The organism is Pedobacter agri (assembly GCF_032678665.1).
Lineage (GTDB): Bacteria > Bacteroidota > Bacteroidia > Sphingobacteriales > Sphingobacteriaceae > Pedobacter > Pedobacter agri_A.
Map to the genome: position 1 here is coordinate 147,775 of NZ_JAVTSH010000007.1, position 17,731 is coordinate 165,505.

Consider the following 17,731-nt stretch of genomic DNA (forward strand, 5'->3'; position numbering starts at 1 on the left):
AGATCTATTTTTGACCAAAATATTAAAAAAGTCAGAAAGTAGAAAAGTAAAATGATTGTAGCTGATAAAAAGCGAGAACAAATTATTGAAGGCGCCATTAAGAGATTTAGTCATTTCGGAATTGGTAAAACAACAATGAATGATATTGCTGAAGATCTTTCGGTGTCAAAACCATCTCTGTATTATTATTTTCCGGATAAAAAACACTTGATTCTTGGTGTTATTGAAAAGATTTTCAACGAATTTTTCGAAGCCATACAAAAGAAATATAATCCTGAACTGGAACTAGAAACGATATTGATCCACACCATCGATGTGAGAAATACTTTTTTTCAGAAATACTACATGTTAAAAATTGCAGAAGGTGTTCCTGATTTACTTAACGATGAAACCATCAAAACCAAGCTTAACGGATTAAAAGATATCGAAAAGGATTTCTTCGCAAAGGTTTTCGGTAGCGCTAAAGAAAAGGGTGAAATAGCTCACGAAGACATGCCGCACCTGGCCGAATTATACCTGGAGAGTTTGATGGGTTTAACTACCATGTGCGTAATGGAAACGGCTAAAGATATTTTCCCTGACAAAAAAGCACTTAATAAGATGTCGCAGAAGCAGAAAGACCTTTCTTCAATTTTCACAAAAGGATTAAGGTGCTAGGGAGAATAAGGAGCAAGGATTAAGGAGCAAAGAACAAAGAGCAAAGAGCAAAGAAAAAAGAGCAAAGATTAAGGATTAAAGAGCAGCACAGCAATAAATCAGATATAGTTTGCAGTACGTCTTGATACTTAATACTAACTACTTTATACTATACAAGAACCCAAAAACAAAAAAAACAATACATTATGCTTAGAGTAAAAATGGTAAAATTAATGCTCGTATTAATTATCGGCATTGGTTTACCACGATTGGTAGCTGCACAACAGCAGGTTACCCTAAAAGATGCGCTTAACTATGCGCTTCAAAATAATGCCCGTGTTCGTAAAGCGAAACTCGACATTGAAGGCGGCCGATATAAGGTTCAGGAAGTGCGGGCACAGGCCTTACCACAACTTACTGGTAATGCTGGCTTAACCTACAACCCAATTATTGGGCAGTTGGTAGCCGACTTTGGCGGACAGGCACAAGCCATTAAATTGGGTCAGAACTGGAATTCTACCGCTGGGGTACAACTTTCGCAACAGTTATTTAACCAACAGGTTTTTACGGGTTTGCAGGCTGCACGTTCTAGTGAAGAATATTACAATCTTACTTCTCAATTAACAGAAGAGCAAATCATCGAACTGGTTGCCAATAACTATTATCAGGTTTTAGTGAACAGAGAACAGTTAAGTGTGCTGGATACCAACATTAAAAACGTTAAAACGGTTGAAAAGGTAATATCAAATCAATTCCAAAATGGTTTAGCCAGAAAAATTGATGTTGACAGGATCAGTGTTAACTTAACAAACCTAAATACGCAAAGGGAACAAGTGGTTAACGCTATTGTACAATTGGAAAATCAATTGAAATTTTCGATGGGTATGCCGGTGAGTAATCCTATTCAGTTACCAGCAACTGAGTTAACTCAGGTTACGCAACTTCCTCTTTTTGCAGATTCAGTTAATCTGGCAAACAGAACAGAGGTGAAAATTCTGGATACGCAGGATAAGTTATTGAGTTTACAGCGTAAAGCTTATTTGGCTGAATATTATCCATCATTATCACTAACAGGAAATTACACTTATTCCAGCCAGAGTGATGGCTTCGACTTTTTAAGTTCAAATGCAGCAGCGATTGGCTACGGCGCATCGGCCATCGGCTTAACTTTACGCGTTCCAATTTTCAATGGTTTTTTAACACGTTCAAAAGTACGCCAGGCCAATGTGGAGATTATGAAGGCAAAAGAAGATAGAAAAGAAAGTGTTAACTCTCTGAATTTAGCTTACGAAAATGCTAAGATCCAACTTCGTAATAACTTAAATACCATTAATGCCCAACGCAAAAACGTTGAGCTGGCTCAGGAAATTTACAGAAGTACACAAAACAACTACAATAATGGGTTGGCTACTTTAACTGATTTATTAGATACAGAAAATTCACTTACTTCATCTCAAAACAGTTATACCCAGGCTTTATTAAATTATAAAATAGCCGAAATACAATTAATAAAATCAAACGGAAATATTAAATCGCTAGTACAATAGAAATGAAAAGAGTAATTATAATCATTGTTGTAGTTGTTGTTGCCCTTGGCGCAATTGCTTATGTTTTAAATAACAACAAGAAGAAAGCAGAAGAAACAACAGCTTTTATTGCCAAAGGCAGTGGTGCTGTTGCTGTAAAAACAGCTTCGGTTGAACGTAAAGAAATTAATTTAGACTTTACAGTAAATGGAACTTTTGCTGCAAACCAGGAATTAAACTTTATGGCAGAAAACTCTGGTCGTGTTAGCAAAATATATGTTGAAGAAGGTAGCCGTGTAAGCAAGGGAACAGTATTGGCTAGGATTGATGCTGAAATTCTAAATACCGATAGAGAAACTGCTGAAGCTACTTATCAAAATGCACAAAAAGATTTGCAACGTTACGAAAGCTCTTTCAAAACTGGTGGTGTAACCCAACAGCAGGTTGATCAGGCTCGTTTAAATAGCCAAAATGCTAAACTTCGTTTACAATCTCAGCAACGTAAATTAAATGATGCAAACATCAGATCATCTATCAACGGTATCGTAAATAAAAAAATGATCGAAGTTGGTGCAGTTGTAGCTCCTGGAACGCAGTTGTTCGAACTGGTTGATGTTTCTAAATTGAAATTAAAAGTTAACGTAAACGAAACCCAGGTAGCTAATTTAAGGCTTGGTGATGCGGTTGAAATCCAGTCGTCAGTATTCCCTCAGGATAAATTTTCAGGTAGGGTAACTTTCATTGCGGCTAAAGCTGATGAAACTTTAAACTTTCCTATCGAAGTAGTGGTAACCAACAATATTAAAAACAGCTTAAAAGCAGGAATGTACGGAACAGCAGTATTTAAATTCCCTAAACAGGCTCCAGCTATTTTGGTTCCTCGTACGGCTTTCGTGGGTAGTGTAAGCAGTAACGAAGTATATATTTTAGACAAAGCGAATAATACCGCTCAAACGCGTAAAGTTGTTTCAGGACGTATTTTAGGCGAAAGTGTTGAGGTTGTAGATGGCCTAAAAGAAGGTGAAACTGTTATTACAAGTGGCCAGATTAACCTGAACAACGGTACAGCGGTTACTGTAATAAAGTAAAAAGTCGAAAGTACAAAGTAAAAAGCTCCGTGCTTAAAACGCTGGGCGCTAAACACAACACTAAAAAAATGAAACCAATCAAATAAAATCGGATTAGCTTCATCACAATTAAAACTATAAGTAATACAATGAAAATTACTGACATATCTATAAAAAGGCCATCACTGGTAATTGTGGTATTTACCGCATTAACCTTGATGGGTCTGTTGAGTTATTTCTCCCTGGGATATGAGCTTTTACCAAAGTTCAGTTCCAATGTGGTGTCTATCTCAACCATTTACCCGGGTGCTTCACCTAATGAGGTTGAAAGTACGGTTACCAAGAAAATTGAAGATGCCGTTTCTTCAATGGAAAACATCAAAAAAATCAATGCAAACTCTTACGAAAGTTTATCAGTAGTAATTATTACACTAACAGATAAAGCAGAAATAGATATTGCACTGAATGATGCGCAAAGGAAAGTTAATGCAATCCTCGCAGATTTACCTGATGATGTAAAACAACCATCGTTAAGTAAGTTCTCATTGGATGACTTCCCGGTGATTACCATGTCTGCTTCAGGAAACATGGATGATATTTCGTTCTACGATTTGATGGACAAGCGTATTGCGCCTATCATTTCACGTGTACCAGGGGTTGCCCAGGTTAACTTAATTGGTGGCTCTGAACGTGAAGTTAAAGTAGCGTTAGACGCTAAAAAAATGCAAGGTTACGGATTATCAGTGCCTGCAGTTCAACAAGCTATTTTATCATCAAACTTAGATTTCCCTACCGGAAGTGTAAAAACAAAAGCTCAGGATATCTTAGTTCGTCTATCTGGTAAGTATGCCAATGTAGAAGACATGCGTAAGCTTGTTGTAAGCACCAGCAAAGATGGCGCACAGATTCGTCTGGGAGACATCGCTGATGTTCAGGATACACAGAAAGAAACAGAAAAAATTGCCCGTATTAACCGTGCCAACTCTATTGCGGTACAAATTATTAAACAAAGTGATGCCAATGCCGTAACGGTAAGTGAGGGTACCAAGCAAACCATTGAACAACTTAAAGCCGACTATAAAAATGTTGGTTTGGATATTAAAATTGTAAATGATAGTTCGGTTTATACCTTAGAATCAGCCGATGCGGTTATCCACGATTTAATGCTTGCCGTTGTGTTGGTGGCTATCGTGATGCTTTTCTTCTTACACAGTTTACGTAATGCGGTAATCGTAATGATTTCGATTCCGGCATCGTTAATTGCAACATTTATCGGTATTGCCTTATTTGGTTATACGCTAAACTTAATGTCGTTACTTGGTTTATCTCTCGTGGTAGGTATCCTGGTCGATGATGCGATTGTGGTTTTGGAGAACATCCAACGCCACATGGAAATGGGCAAAAACAAGGTTAGGGCAGCTTCTGATGCCACCCGCGAAATCGGTTTCACCGTTGTATCCATTACGTTTGTAATTGTGGTAGTGTTCTTCCCTATTGCAGTAAGTACAGGTATGGTAGCCAACATTTTACGCCAGTTCTGTGTGGTGGTAATTATTTCAACCTTGTTATCATTGGTTGCTTCATTTACCATTGTACCGTTAATTTTCTCTCGTTTTGGTAAGCTGGAACGTATTGAAGGTAAAAACATCTTCGGTAAATTTATCCTTTGGTTTGAGAAACAATTGCGCAAATTTACCCAGTGGATTACAAACCTATTGGAGTGGACATTAAAACACAAAGCACTTACTTTGGTGATGATGGTGGTATTGTTCTTCTCATCTTGTGGTTTATTAGCTGGCGGTTACATCGGTTTCGAATTCTTCCCTAAATCTGATAAAGGTGAGTTCTTATTACAAATTGAGATGCCTAAAGATGTTTCTTTAGAGCAAACCAACTTCTACACGCAAAAAGCGGAAGATTACTTAAGTAAACAAAAAGATGTGATCCAAACCATCGCTACGGTTGGTCAATCGAGTGAAGGTATGGGTGCTAGTCAGTCTACCGCTTATAAATCAGAGATTAACGTAAAACTGAAAGAAAAAGAAGAGCGTGGAAATCTTTCTTCAGATATCATCTCTACTACTTACACCCGTGAATTGGAGAAAGTGTTGGTAGGTGCTAAAATCAAGACCGTTCCAATCGGTATTTTGGGTACTGCAGATGATGCGCCAATCCAGTTGGTAGTAATGGGTTCTGAATTAGATAGCGTATTGGCTTTTGCACAAAAAGCGCAGAATGTACTTGCAAAAATACCAGGTGCTACGCAAACTAAACTTTCGGTTGAAAAAGGAACGCCCGAGATTAACGTAAAGGTAGATCGTGATAAAATGTCGGCTTTAGGATTAACCTTACAAACGGTTGGTGCAACCATGCAAACTGCTTTTGCCGGTAACACCGATGGTAAATTCCGCCAGGGTGAGTATGAGTACGACATCAACATTCAGTATCAGGATTTCGACAGAAAAGATATCGATGATGTACGTAACCTGATTTTCACCAATCAGGCTGGTGCGCAGATTAAACTTTCGCAGTTTGCAGATATTAAAGAAGGTTCCGGACCAAGTTTATTGGAGCGTTTAAACAAATCAACTTCGGTAACGGTTAAAGCACAAACTGTAGGTGTTCCAACAGGTACGGTGGTAACCAACTTCCAAACTGAATTAGACAAGTTAAAAAAACCTGCGGGTATCAGTTTCTACTGGGCGGGTGATCAGGAAAATCAAAGTGAAGGTTTTGGTACTTTGGGTATCGCCTTACTTGCGGCAATTGTATTGGTATACTTAATTATGGTTGCCTTGTACGATAGTTTTGTGTATCCTCTTGTGGTAATGTTCTCGCTGCCGCTAGCCTTAATTGGAGCCTTGCTTGCCCTGGCCCTAACCAATAATGCATTGGGTATTTTCACCATCTTAGGTTTTATCATGCTAATGGGTTTGGTGGCAAAGAACGCGATTATCTTGGTCGATTTTACCAACCAGATGAAAGCACAAGGAAAATCTACACATGAAGCGCTAATTTTAGCCAACCATGCCCGTTTACGCCCGATTTTGATGACAACCATTGCCATGGTAATTGGTATGTTGCCGATTGCATTGGCAAGCGGTGCGGGTGCCGACTGGAAAAACGGTTTGGCCTGGGTAATCATCGGCGGATTAACGAGTTCGTTATTTCTGACTTTAGTTGTTGTACCCGTGATGTACCAGATTTTCGATAACATGCTTCATAAATTTGGCTTTGATAAAAAAGGAAAAACCATTGATGATTTACTGGTTGAACCTTACAAACACAAAGATGTGAACGAATACGATTTAGATCACGGACATTAAAATATAATACCATCCAAATTAACAATCGATTAGGTCGCCCCCCAAAGGCGACCTTTTTTTATTTATTTTTTTTTGGAAAAGGTGCTAAAGCTTTTCATCGGGTGGTACAGCCGGGCTGTCCGCTAAATCTTTTATTGGCCAAGTTCTCACGCTAACCGGCGATATAGTTATTGGCGTTAGTAAACTTTAACCAATATAAGGATACCGCTTCCATCCAGTTTAGGAACAAAGTAAGGTGCAATATCTTCTGTATCAAACAAAATAATATACAACATTGTATATTAGAGGTATGCTTAAAGTTGTTTTATCCCTCCTCTTAGTCAGCGCATCTTTTTTGGCAAAAGCCCAGCACCCTCCGGTTTTTGCAGCAATGACCACCGATTCATCCTTTATTAAAATTTCCGATTTAAATATCAACCTCGTAAAATATTCATACAAGCCTAATGGCGTGAGGTTTTTAGTAGTTCATGATAATGAAGATACGGGTGTAAAAGCGGGTTTTGATTACATCCGCTGGAGCGGCGGCGAGCTGATTGACAGCCAATATGGTGGCGTGAGAGATTACGTTTTTAGCCACATGGATGATCAATACCGCATCGATCCAAACGCGATTTATACCCAACGTGGTGTAAGCAGCAGATTAAAAAAAGATTACTTCAGTTCGAACGAAGTAGAAAAACTGATTTTGGATGCCGGCAAGCAGATTGTGGATTTTTACAATCCAAAATCGTTGGGCTACATTTTAACTTTGCATAACAATGCCGATGGCGGATTTGGCATTTCATCTTACCTTCCGGGTTACGATTTATCCAGCACAGCTGACTCAGTATTTATTAACTTTGGGATGGATGGCGATGATTTACTTTACGTTACCGAAGCACGCTTATTTACGAGTTTAAAAAAAGCGAATGTAAATGTGATTCTGCAATCAAAATTTGCAGAAAATGATGGCTCCTTATCGGTTTATGCCATGCAACAGAACATTCCATATATTAACGTAGAGGTACAACACGGGCATCAGGAAGAAAATTTAAGGTTGATCGAACTGGCGATAGCAACGTTGAAAGAACATGGGCTCATCAAAAAAGAAAACCCCATGATCCAGAAAGATAGCTTAACTAAAAATCCACCTACTCAATAGCCTTCATTTTTGTAACCAGGAAGCTCACAAATAACCCGAAACATCCAATTACGGCATAAGAATACTGCAGACTGGATAATGCAGAAATGTATCCAATTAATGGCGGGCCCATTAAAAAACCTAGGTAACTCACACTAGAAACCATGGCAATCGCCATCCCTGCAGAGATTTTTCCATTTTTTCCAGCCACACTGTAAACGGTTGGAACAATACTCGAAACCCCTACTCCAACTAGCATAAAACCGATGGTGGCGGTTACCACATAAGGCAAAAATACCGAGATGAACATCCCTGTAGATATGATTAATCCACTGATCTGAATAGTTTTTTTTCGGCCTAGCTTAGCGATGATTTTATCGCCCACAAATCTGCCAGTGGCCATCATCACCATAAAAGATGCATAACCCAAAATAACCAACGATGATGGTGCTTTAACAATTTCCTTAAAGTAAACACCGCTCCAATCGAACATTGCTCCTTCTGTAGCCATACTGCAAAAACCGATGATCCCTAATTGTAAAAGTATGCCTTCAGGTTTCATAAAGAGTTTTCCTTTGCGTTCTGTTCGGGTGCCTTTACCAGGGACAAGATGTTTATAATTTAAAAATACGTTGATGAAAATTAGCGCAACAATAATCCAGAAGTGATGATACGGAACAATGTGAAGGTTAACCATTAATAATCCGACCAGCGCCCCGGTAAAGCCGGCAATACTCCAGGCACCGTGAAAGGAAGTCATAATTGGTCGGCCGAATAATTTTTCTGCTTCAGAGCCCTGAGTATTTACTGCGATGTTACACATATTGCCAATGACACCGAATAGAAAAAGAAAAGCAGCCAGGTGCCAGGATGCAGTTGCTAAACCTAAATTGCTTAAAGCTAAAACGTACAAGGGAGCAGTGATGGTAAGGATTGCTTTACTTCCGTATTTAGTTACCAAACCACCAGAAATTGGCATAGTAACCAACTGACCCAGCGGCAGTGCCAACAGAATACTCCCTAATTCTCCATCTGATAAATTTAAACTGTGTTTGATATCGGGAATTCGACTCGCCCAGGATGCAAAGGCAATGCCCTGCCCAAAATAAAACAATGAAACAGCTAAACGAATTCTGTTTGGAGCGCTCTGGATGGGCAAAGGTTTAACTTCTAGCTGATTTAAAATTTCCTGATTAGCCTTTGTGTCTTCCAAAATTTGTTTTTTTTATATGAACGGGATTGCGCCGCAAAGTTCCTTAAATCAATCGGCAATTGAAAGATGTATTTATCATTTTAATACAATAAAATAATTGCATAGGGCGGTTTGCATTCATGGGAGGTTTTACACAAGAGGTAGCAACTTTAAAAGATTACTCCACTACGATCGAAATGACGACCTGATTAATATATCAGCCGTTTTATTTTAAGGTGGGTTTTGCATGAGGGATGCAGTGGAAATCCTTTTTGTTGGGCTGATAGTGGAAACCTCGCAGGTTTTGAAAACCTGCGAGGTTTATTTGAATGCATAGCCCGATTCTTTCTCCATATTTCTTCGGGATTGAGGCATGCCCAGAATTTTTATTAACCGTCAGCTATAACAGATGGCAATAAGTAATTTTTGATTTCAAACCTCTGCCACAAAAAAAGCCGACAATTTCTTATCGGCTCTATTATTTAAAAAGTAACACTGAAACAAGTTCAGCATGACGGGTTTGTATTAAATATGTATTGCTCTGTTATCCGTAGCCGCTAATGCAGCTTCTTTTAACGCCTCTGTATAAGTTGGGTGAGCATGGCAGGTGCGGGCAATATCTTCTGCTGAAGCACGGAATTCCATTGCTATCACCGCCTCGGCAATCATATCCGCAGCACGTGGACCAATCATGTGTACGCCTAAAACTTCATCCGTTGAAGCATCAGCTAAAACTTTGATGAAACCATCGGTATCCATACTTGCTTTCGCACGACCACTTGCCTTAAATGGGAACGAACCTGCTTTGTATTTTGTTCCTTTTTCTTTCAATTGCTCTTCGGTTAAACCAACAGATGCAACTTCTGGCCAGGTATAAACTACACCCGGAATTAAATTATAGTTGATGTGCGGTTTTTGCCCGGCAATAGTTTCAGCAACGTAAGTTCCTTCGTCTTCTGCCTTGTGTGCCAACATCGCACCTGTAATCACATCGCCAATAGCATATACGCCTTTAACCGAAGTTTCTAAATGCTCATTTACCGGGATTTTTTTACCACGTTCTTCTATGGTAATTCCGATTTTATCTAAACCTAAACCTTCAGTGTAAGCCGTACGACCAACCGCCACAATGCAGTAATCAGCATCTAATGAAATGGTTTCACCTTTTGGCGTTTCAGCAGTAACGGTAACGGTTTTGCCTTTTGTAGTTGCGCCGGTAACTTTATGCCCCATGTAAAACTCCATGCCTAAGTTTTTCTTCAACACACGCTGAAGCTCTTTACCTAAACCAGCATCCATGGTAGCGATGATCGATGGTAAAAACTCAACTACAGAAACTTTAGTACCTAAACGGGCATAAACAGAACCCAACTCTAAACCAATAACACCACCACCAATTACAACCATCGATTTTGGAACTTCTTTAATATTTAAAGCTTCGGTTGAAGTAATGATGCGTTTTTTATCAATTGGTAAAAATGGCAAAGCCGTTGGTTTAGAACCTGTAGCAATAATTACGTTTTTGGCGGTTAACGTTTCGGTAGAACCATCTTCTTTAGTAATCAGAACGGTGTTTTTATCTACAAAAGAGCCAAGGCCTACGTAAGAATCGATTTTATTTTTTTTGAATAAATAAGTAATACCGGCCGTATTTTGAGCAACAACATCATCTTTACGGGCGATCATCTGTTTCATATCAACTTTTAAATCTTTTAAGTTGATACCGTGAGTTGTAAAAGTATGAGCAGCGTTATGGAAATGCTCAGAAGAATCTAACAAAGCTTTTGATGGAATACAACCTACGTTTAAGCAAGTACCTCCAAAAGTTTTATATTTTTCTATAACTGCAGTTTTTAAACCTAACTGAGCACAACGGATTGCGCCAACATAACCGCCCGGCCCTGAACCGATAACAACGACATCGTATTGCATAATTTCTTTAGAATTTTGATTGCCCAAATGTAGGGAAAAAAGGCGGAAAGCTGAAAGTCAAAAGCTTAAACACTAAGCACAAAAAGCACAATTTTACAATGAAAATGGATTGCACAAAAAATCTTTAATACCATTCTAATTTCCGCTATCAGAAGATAGCGGTTCTATCGTGTCTTAAATTAAAAGACCCTAGTTTAACTGATCAGGATAGCAACCGCTGCTCCAAAATGTAATTTTTTACGTGGGAGAAATTTAAGAATAATTGATCAGCAATTTTTAATTTTTGGTGTGCCCTGATATTGTTTTGAACGGCATAAGTTGTAATGCCCGCAGCAACTGCAGATTTTACGCCATTCAGTGTATCTTCAAAAACAATACACTCTTCTTTTGCAAAACCCAGTTTTTCAACGCAGGTATTATAACTTTCCGGGTCAGGTTTACTTTTCGAAACATCAGTTCGGGTAATAAAAAGTTCGAAATATCTAGCTAGGCCATTCCGTTCAAAAACCGCTTCTACATCCATGCGGGGGCTTGCTGTAACAACAGCCAGGGTAAGACCTCTTTCATAAAAATACTTCACAAAATCTAAGGCATGGGGCATTAGCTCAATATCTTTTGTCCTGAATCCTTCAAAAGTTAATTGTTCACGCCGCTCAATAAAACCCTCCAGATCTTCCGTTATTTTATACTTTTTGATAATGGTATTGGCATTTTGAGGTAAAGGAATTCCTGCATAATTGCTTAACCAATCTTTGAAATCGAGTGTTACCCCATATTGTTCCAAAAACTCATTCCAACAATTAAAATGAAATTTCTCTGAATCTATTAGTGTTCCATCTAAATCAAATAATAATGCTTTTATTTTACTCATTTCTTCGTTGGGTTGATTACACAGATTATTGGATTACACTGATTATTTTTTTCTTCGACTCCTTAACTTCGGACTCACGACTTTGGACTCACAACTTCGCACTCACGACTTCGGACTCGCGACTTCGGACCTCCGGCAATTAAGGTATTACTTCAAACAGAAAAAACTGCTGAATTTGCGTTTTACCAAAATTATTATCTACACAAAACACCAACGATTCGTTTCCGTTAGCTAATCTTGGACCAAAAGTAATCCCTTCAATATTGTCAATATGTGTATTTAAGGTGTCAAAATCAAAAAGTAATTTTTTGGTTAATGGTTTAGGTGGATTTTTGATGAAGGAAGAATTGTTTATGACGTTTTCCGCTCCGTTTAAATCAACCAAATAGAGTTTCACGAATGAATGATCATCCCGGCCTTTTGCCCAGGCACGCTCCATTACCAATAATGTGTGGTTATTAATCGCCAGTATTTCAGAAATACCATTTAAATTCCAGTCGCTTTCAACAGTGGGTTTAATAGGTAAAGCATCCAAATTGTAAGCATATTGAGCTACATTTTTTCTCTTCGCTACATCAAATTTTAAAATTCTGGTTAATGCCCCATCAAACTCAAAGTGAGATTGTTCACCATCCTGATAAAGTGGCTCTTCCAAACTGGCGTATAAGGTTTTATATTGATCAGCAAAACTTAATCCCTCAAAAAATGCATTTTTACGTACCCCATAATTTTGCTTGGTGATATGAAAACCGGCAGGCAATGGAACGGTATCCAGGTATTTTCCTGTGGTAGAAATGAAAGTTAATGCAGGCTGAACAATGGTCGTATCCGTTTTGCGAAACAGTCTTTCACCCTCATTGCTCCAAACAAAAGTTTTTTTTGTTGGATTGTAACGAACGGATTCTCCATCGGCTTTTGAGTTTTTACCGAATTGGTATTTAGGATATTGGGTTCCATCTTCCTGCAATATGAATGTTACGCCGGTAAGCTGAACAGTATCTATTTTATTTTCTTTGATGGGAATTTTTGCCGTGTAAATCCTTGCCGGACTAAATTGTGACGGATCATCACTGATCATATAATATTGATCATTCTGTTCATCGTAATCAATACCTGATAAACCGCCAACCAGCGTATTTTGAAAAGTACCATTAAGTGGCATAATGTACTCACTCAAAAATTTGATTGATGATATATTGCGTTCCTTTTGCTTCGCCACATTTTTTGTTGTGGAACAAGCGCTTAGCATAACTGCAACAGTAAACAGGAGAAGGGAGATTTTAGAAGGTATTTTTTTCAAATTGCTTTTTTATTGCAAAAGTATCGAAATTGATGAAATAAATAAGCCGTTCCAAAATGATGAAACGGCTTAAATTTATTCACTTTGAGTAATTAGAATAATTTTCCGATCACACGATAAGAAATATTTTTTCCATCTACTACTTCTTCGTAATAAACATCGTTTGGAGAAACAAAATATTTCTCGTTTTTGATCGTCACTTCCCTACAGCCTTCTGGCAATTGAGCAATAATTTCACCAATTTGATGTGTATCAACCGGCCCATCGGTGGTATTCAAAATACCATCTTTCCCGGCTACAATATAAACCCTTGCGCCATCAGCATTTTGCCCTTCAGTATAATAAACACCTTTGTATTCGTAATAGTCTACGCCATCAATGGTAACCAAATTTGCTTCTTGTGGCAGGTTTGGTACTTCTGCTCCTACCGGTGGCACCACAACTTCGTATTGATTGTTATTTTGCTGGTAAAATAATCCTCCGGAATAATAAAACTGATTAGGACCAAAACTAAAGGGATAATAGCCATACGGCAACACACCAATTCTGAAACCTAAAAACGGTCTGTAGAAATTATAATAGCTATAATATGGCCGATAATAACCTCTTCCATAGCCCGGACGATAGCCATATCTGTAACCTATGCCCGGGCGATAACCCGGCCTGTTATAGCCATAATCTGAGCGGCCTGATCTGATACTTCCTCCATTCGCCCGTGGCACATATCCGTTTCTGTTGGGCGTTTGGACAGATGGACCTCTGGATATAGATCCACCTCTGGATGGTGAAACCGAACCTGAGCGACCACCACCAACTGAACCTCCGCCCCCACCAGCTCTACTTGGCCGTTGAGCAAGAACATCTTCCGAATTTAAAGTTGTAATCATCGCTGCTGCAGCGAAAACTAACAATCCTTTACTTAATAACCTTTTCATTGTATGTGTTTAATTAATATTGGTATGACGATAAAAAATGCTAAAAGATTACGCCTTAACATTATTTAACTAAATTTTGATAAAATAATGACCAGGCCAATTCTACAACTAACAAACCTTTTACGGGATGTTTTTTCTAATCAATTCTTAATCGCCTATATTTAAATTTTATTACCTAAAACTAATCCCAAATGAACCTTTCAAGATTTTTTTGTCTTATATTTTGTCTGTTTGTTTCTCATGAATTGTTGGCTCAGCAAACTGATTCGGCTTTTGTTAGAGAAAACTACACCAAAATAGAGCGCCAAATCCCCATGCGAGATGGGGTTAAACTTTTCACGTCGATATACCTACCCAAAAATCAAACCAAAAAATTTCCTTTTCTAATTAACAGAACACCTTATACTGTAGCGCCTTATGGAGCGGATAAGTATAAGCTGAGTTTAGGAAATTTCCCTGCCATGATGCGTGAAGGCTTTATTTTTGTTTACCAGGATGTAAGGGGAAGATGGATGAGTGAAGGTACTTTTGAGGATATTCGTCCGCAAACAACAAAAAAAGGCAAGACAGCTATCGATGAAAGTACAGATACTTACGATACCATAGATTGGTTGGTTAAAAACATCAAAAACAATAATGGCAAGGCAGGAATTTATGGAATTTCTTACCCGGGATTTTACTCCACTACTTCATTACCCAATGCACATCCGGCTTTAAAAGCTGTCTCTCCACAGGCGCCGGTTACCGATTGGTTTTTAGGCGACGATTTCCACCATCGCGGAACTTTATTTGTGATGGATGCATTCAGTTTTATGAGTAGCTTTGGCGTTCCCCGCCCAAAACCCATCACACCAGATAAAGGACCCAAAGGTTTTCAGTTTCCTATCCAAGATAATTACAGATTTTATTTAGAAGCAGGCTCATTAAAAAACCTAAAGGATAAGTACTTTGCCGATAGCATCAAATTTTGGAACGACTTGTTTAAACATCCAAACTTAGATACCTTTTGGAAAGCAAGATTAATTACCCCACACTTAAAAAATGTTAAACCAGCGGTTATGGTGGTTGGTGGTTTCTTTGATGCGGAAGATGCTTATGGCACTTTTGATACTTACAAGGCCATTGAAAAACAAAATCCGGGAGCGAATAATATTTTAGTTGCCGGCCCTTGGTTTCATGGTGGCTGGGTTCGCGGTGATGGTTCATATTTTGGAGATATCCCATTTGGAAGAACAACGAGTATAGATTATCAAACGCAATACGAATTGCCTTTTTTCAAACACCACTTAAAAGGAGAAGGCGAATTCAACGCTGCTGAGGCTAATATTTTTGTAACGGGAAGCAACGAGTGGAAAAAATTCGCCAGCTGGCCACCACAAGATGTGGAAAGCAAAAACCTCTATTTACAGCCTAACGGAAAGCTAAGTTTTGAAAAGGTGAAAAGAACGGATAGTTGGGACGAATACGTGAGTGACCCGAATAACCCTGTTCCTTATCAGGATGGCATTCAGGCCAGAAGAACCCGGGAATATATGATCGACGACCAGCGTTTTGCGGCCCGCAGACCGGATGTAAAAACTTACCAAACAGACGCACTAACAGAAGATATTACTTTAACTGGTCCTGTATTGGCCAATCTGGTGGTTTCTACCACTGGCACTGACGCTGATTATGTGGTGAAATTGATTGACGTGTATCCTGAGGATGCACCAAACCCAAATCCTAACCCTAAAAATTTGGTAATGGGTGGTTATGAGATGTTGGTACGCGGAGAAATTATGCGTGGAAAATACCGCAACAGCTTCGAAAAACCTGAAGCGTTTACGCCTGGCATTATCACTAAAGTAAATTATCCGCTGCCAGATGTAGCACACACCTTTAAAAAAGGACACAAAATTATGATTCAGATTCAAAATTCTTGGTTCCCTTTAGCTGATCGAAATCCACAAAAATTTATGGATATTTATCAGGCAGAACCAGGTGATTTTCAAAAAGCAACACACAGAATTTATCATGACGTGAATAACAGTTCTTTTGTTACGGTTTCGGTTTTGAAGTAAAATTGATAAACGCGATCGTCATTGCGAGGTACGAAGCAATCTCCATTTCGATCGCACTTAATTTGTTTTGTGAGATTGCTTCGTGCCTCGCAATGACGTAAATAAACATTAAATGAAAAAAATACTCGCAGTTTTAGCTATTACGCTATGCGTGGCAAATGCACAGGCACAAATGCTTGGCAAAAACCAGGTAAACTCAAGAGCAGATAGTCTGCGTGGAACGCTCACGCCACTTCGTACTTGTTATGACATCAACTATTACCATTTAGATGTTAAAATCGACATCGATCAAAAATCAGTTGCGGGAAGTAACGAGTTTGCATTTACCGCCACTCAGGATTTCAACAAATTACAATTTGACCTTTTTGACAATTTAAAAGTAGAAAAAGTAGTTTACCAGGGCAGTGATTTGAAGTTTTCACGAGAATACAATGCTGTTTTTGTTAGCTTTCCTAAAACCATCAAAAAAGGAAGTAAAGATAAATTCACTGTTTTTTACGCTGGAAATCCACGTGTGGCTAAAAACGCACCCTGGGACGGTGGTTTCATTTTCAAGAAAGACTCAGCGGGTAACCCATTTGTTTCTGTGGCCTGCCAGGGTCTTGGAGCCAGTGTTTGGTGGCCTAATAAAGATCATCAAAGCGATGAGGTAGACAGTATGCTGATCAGCATTAGCGTACCAAATACCTTGCAGGAAGTTTCAAATGGCAGATTAAGAAGCACCGTAGAAAAGCCTGATGGTTACAGACAATACAATTGGTTTGTAAGCAACCCGATTAACAATTACGATGTATCTTTTTATATTGGAAAATATGCACACTGGACGGATAGCTATGACGGTGAAAACGGAAAACTGAGCATTGATTACTGGGCTTTGCAGGTAGATAGTGCAAAAGCTCGTCCTCATTGGGATGCAGATGTGAAACCCATGTTGAAGTGCTTCGAATATTGGTTTGGTCCTTATCCCTGGTATAAAGACGGCTACAAATTGGTACAAGCGCCACATTTAGGCATGGAACATCAAAGTGCAGTGGCTTATGGCAATCAATTCAAAAAAGGCTATTTGGGAAGAGATTTGAGCGGAACTGGTCATGGCTTGAAGTGGGATTTTATAACCGTTCACGAGAGCGGCCACGAATGGTTTGGCAACAACATCACCACAAAAGATATTGCCGATATGTGGGTGCACGAAGGCTTCACCAATTATTCTGAAACGCTGTTTACCGAATGTACTGACAGCAAAGCTTCAGCAGATGAATATGTGATTGGCATCAGAAGAGGCATTAGTAATGATATTCCAATCATTGGGCCTTATGGCGTAAACAAAGAAGGCTCTGGCGATATGTACCCAAAAGGTGCCAATTTGATTCACAACATCCGCCAACTGATCAATAACGACGAAAAATTCAGACAGATTCTGCGTGGGTTAAACAAAACTTTCTATCATAAAACCGTAACTACAGCTGAAATCGAAAATTACATCGCGAAACAAAGTGGATTAAAGCTCGATAAAGTTTTCGACCAATACCTGAGATACACTAAAATACCGGTATTGGAATATAAAATTGATAAGGGAATACTTTCTTACCGCTGGCTAACAGATGTGAAAGGCTTTGATATGCCTGTGAGGGTAACCTTAAAAAGCGGCACCTTTTCTTTAATTAAACCTACAAACGATTGGAAAACAATAAAAGTTGATGCCAGTGTAAATGCAGAGAACTTTAAAAATGATCCTGCCTTTTACATCGATATAAAAAAGGGTTAAG

12 protein-coding genes are annotated in these 17,731 nt (G+C 38.8%); 7 read left to right on the plus strand and 5 right to left on the minus strand.

Annotated elements, in window-relative coordinates; translation table 11 throughout:
• Positions 1-51 precede the first annotated feature (51 nt).
• The 5 genes from R2Q70_RS15480 to R2Q70_RS15500 all read left to right on the plus strand — a co-directional run bounded on the left by R2Q70_RS15480 (position 52) and on the right by R2Q70_RS15500 (position 7,696).
• Positions 52-657 carry a TetR/AcrR family transcriptional regulator gene (locus R2Q70_RS15480; protein ID WP_316808464.1) on the plus strand — a complete coding sequence of 202 codons (606 nt, stop codon included), beginning with the start codon at positions 52-54 and terminating at the stop codon, positions 655-657.
• A gap of 185 nt (positions 658-842) precedes the next feature.
• Positions 843-2,183 (plus strand): TolC family protein, encoded by a 1,341-nt coding sequence (locus tag R2Q70_RS15485; RefSeq protein WP_316808465.1) that lies wholly within the window; start codon positions 843-845, stop codon positions 2,181-2,183.
• 2 nt (positions 2,184-2,185) lie between these two features.
• Positions 2,186-3,250, plus strand: coding sequence for an efflux RND transporter periplasmic adaptor subunit (locus R2Q70_RS15490; protein ID WP_316808466.1), 1,065 nt, complete (start codon positions 2,186-2,188; stop codon positions 3,248-3,250).
• A 128-nt stretch (positions 3,251-3,378) separates the two neighbouring features.
• Positions 3,379-6,555 carry an efflux RND transporter permease subunit gene (locus tag R2Q70_RS15495; protein ID WP_316808467.1) on the plus strand — a complete coding sequence of 1,059 codons (3,177 nt, stop codon included), beginning with the start codon at positions 3,379-3,381 and terminating at the stop codon, positions 6,553-6,555.
• Positions 6,556-6,844: 289 nt separating this feature from the next.
• Positions 6,845-7,696: a hypothetical protein gene (locus R2Q70_RS15500; RefSeq protein ID WP_316808468.1), complete on the plus strand. Its 852-nt coding sequence runs from the start codon at positions 6,845-6,847 to the stop codon at positions 7,694-7,696.
• Here R2Q70_RS15500 and R2Q70_RS15505 read toward each other — a convergent pair.
• From R2Q70_RS15505 to R2Q70_RS15525, 5 genes are all read right to left on the minus strand, one after another.
• The gene (locus R2Q70_RS15505; protein ID WP_316808469.1) at positions 7,686-8,888 is read right to left on the minus strand and encodes an MFS transporter; all 1,203 of its coding nucleotides are present in this window, start codon (positions 8,886-8,888) and stop codon (positions 7,686-7,688) included. The genes R2Q70_RS15500 and R2Q70_RS15505 overlap by 11 nt on opposite strands.
• A 504-nt stretch (positions 8,889-9,392) precedes the next feature.
• The gene (gene lpdA, locus R2Q70_RS15510) at positions 9,393-10,799 is read right to left on the minus strand and encodes a dihydrolipoyl dehydrogenase (RefSeq protein ID WP_316808470.1); all 1,407 of its coding nucleotides are present in this window, start codon (positions 10,797-10,799) and stop codon (positions 9,393-9,395) included.
• A gap of 202 nt (positions 10,800-11,001) precedes the next feature.
• Positions 11,002-11,670, minus strand: coding sequence for an HAD family phosphatase (locus R2Q70_RS15515; protein WP_316808471.1), 669 nt, complete (start codon positions 11,668-11,670; stop codon positions 11,002-11,004).
• A 139-nt stretch (positions 11,671-11,809) separates the two neighbouring features.
• Positions 11,810-12,970, minus strand: coding sequence for an esterase-like activity of phytase family protein (locus tag R2Q70_RS15520; RefSeq protein WP_316808472.1), 1,161 nt, complete (start codon positions 12,968-12,970; stop codon positions 11,810-11,812).
• Positions 12,971-13,062: 92 nt separating this feature from the next.
• On the minus strand, positions 13,063-13,905 hold the full coding sequence (locus R2Q70_RS15525) for a DUF6515 family protein (protein WP_316808473.1): 843 nt from the start codon (positions 13,903-13,905) through the stop codon (positions 13,063-13,065).
• 191 nt (positions 13,906-14,096) lie between these two features.
• On the opposite strand from R2Q70_RS15525, the gene R2Q70_RS15530 reads away from it, so the two are divergent.
• Together R2Q70_RS15530 and R2Q70_RS15535 are read left to right on the plus strand one after the other, a co-directional pair.
• Positions 14,097-15,965: a CocE/NonD family hydrolase gene (locus tag R2Q70_RS15530; RefSeq protein WP_316808474.1), complete on the plus strand. Its 1,869-nt coding sequence runs from the start codon at positions 14,097-14,099 to the stop codon at positions 15,963-15,965.
• Positions 15,966-16,077: 112 nt separating this feature from the next.
• Entirely contained in the window at positions 16,078-17,730 is a 1,653-nt protein-coding gene (locus tag R2Q70_RS15535; protein WP_316808475.1) for a M1 family metallopeptidase, read from the plus strand.
• Position 17,731: the final 1 nt, after the last annotated feature.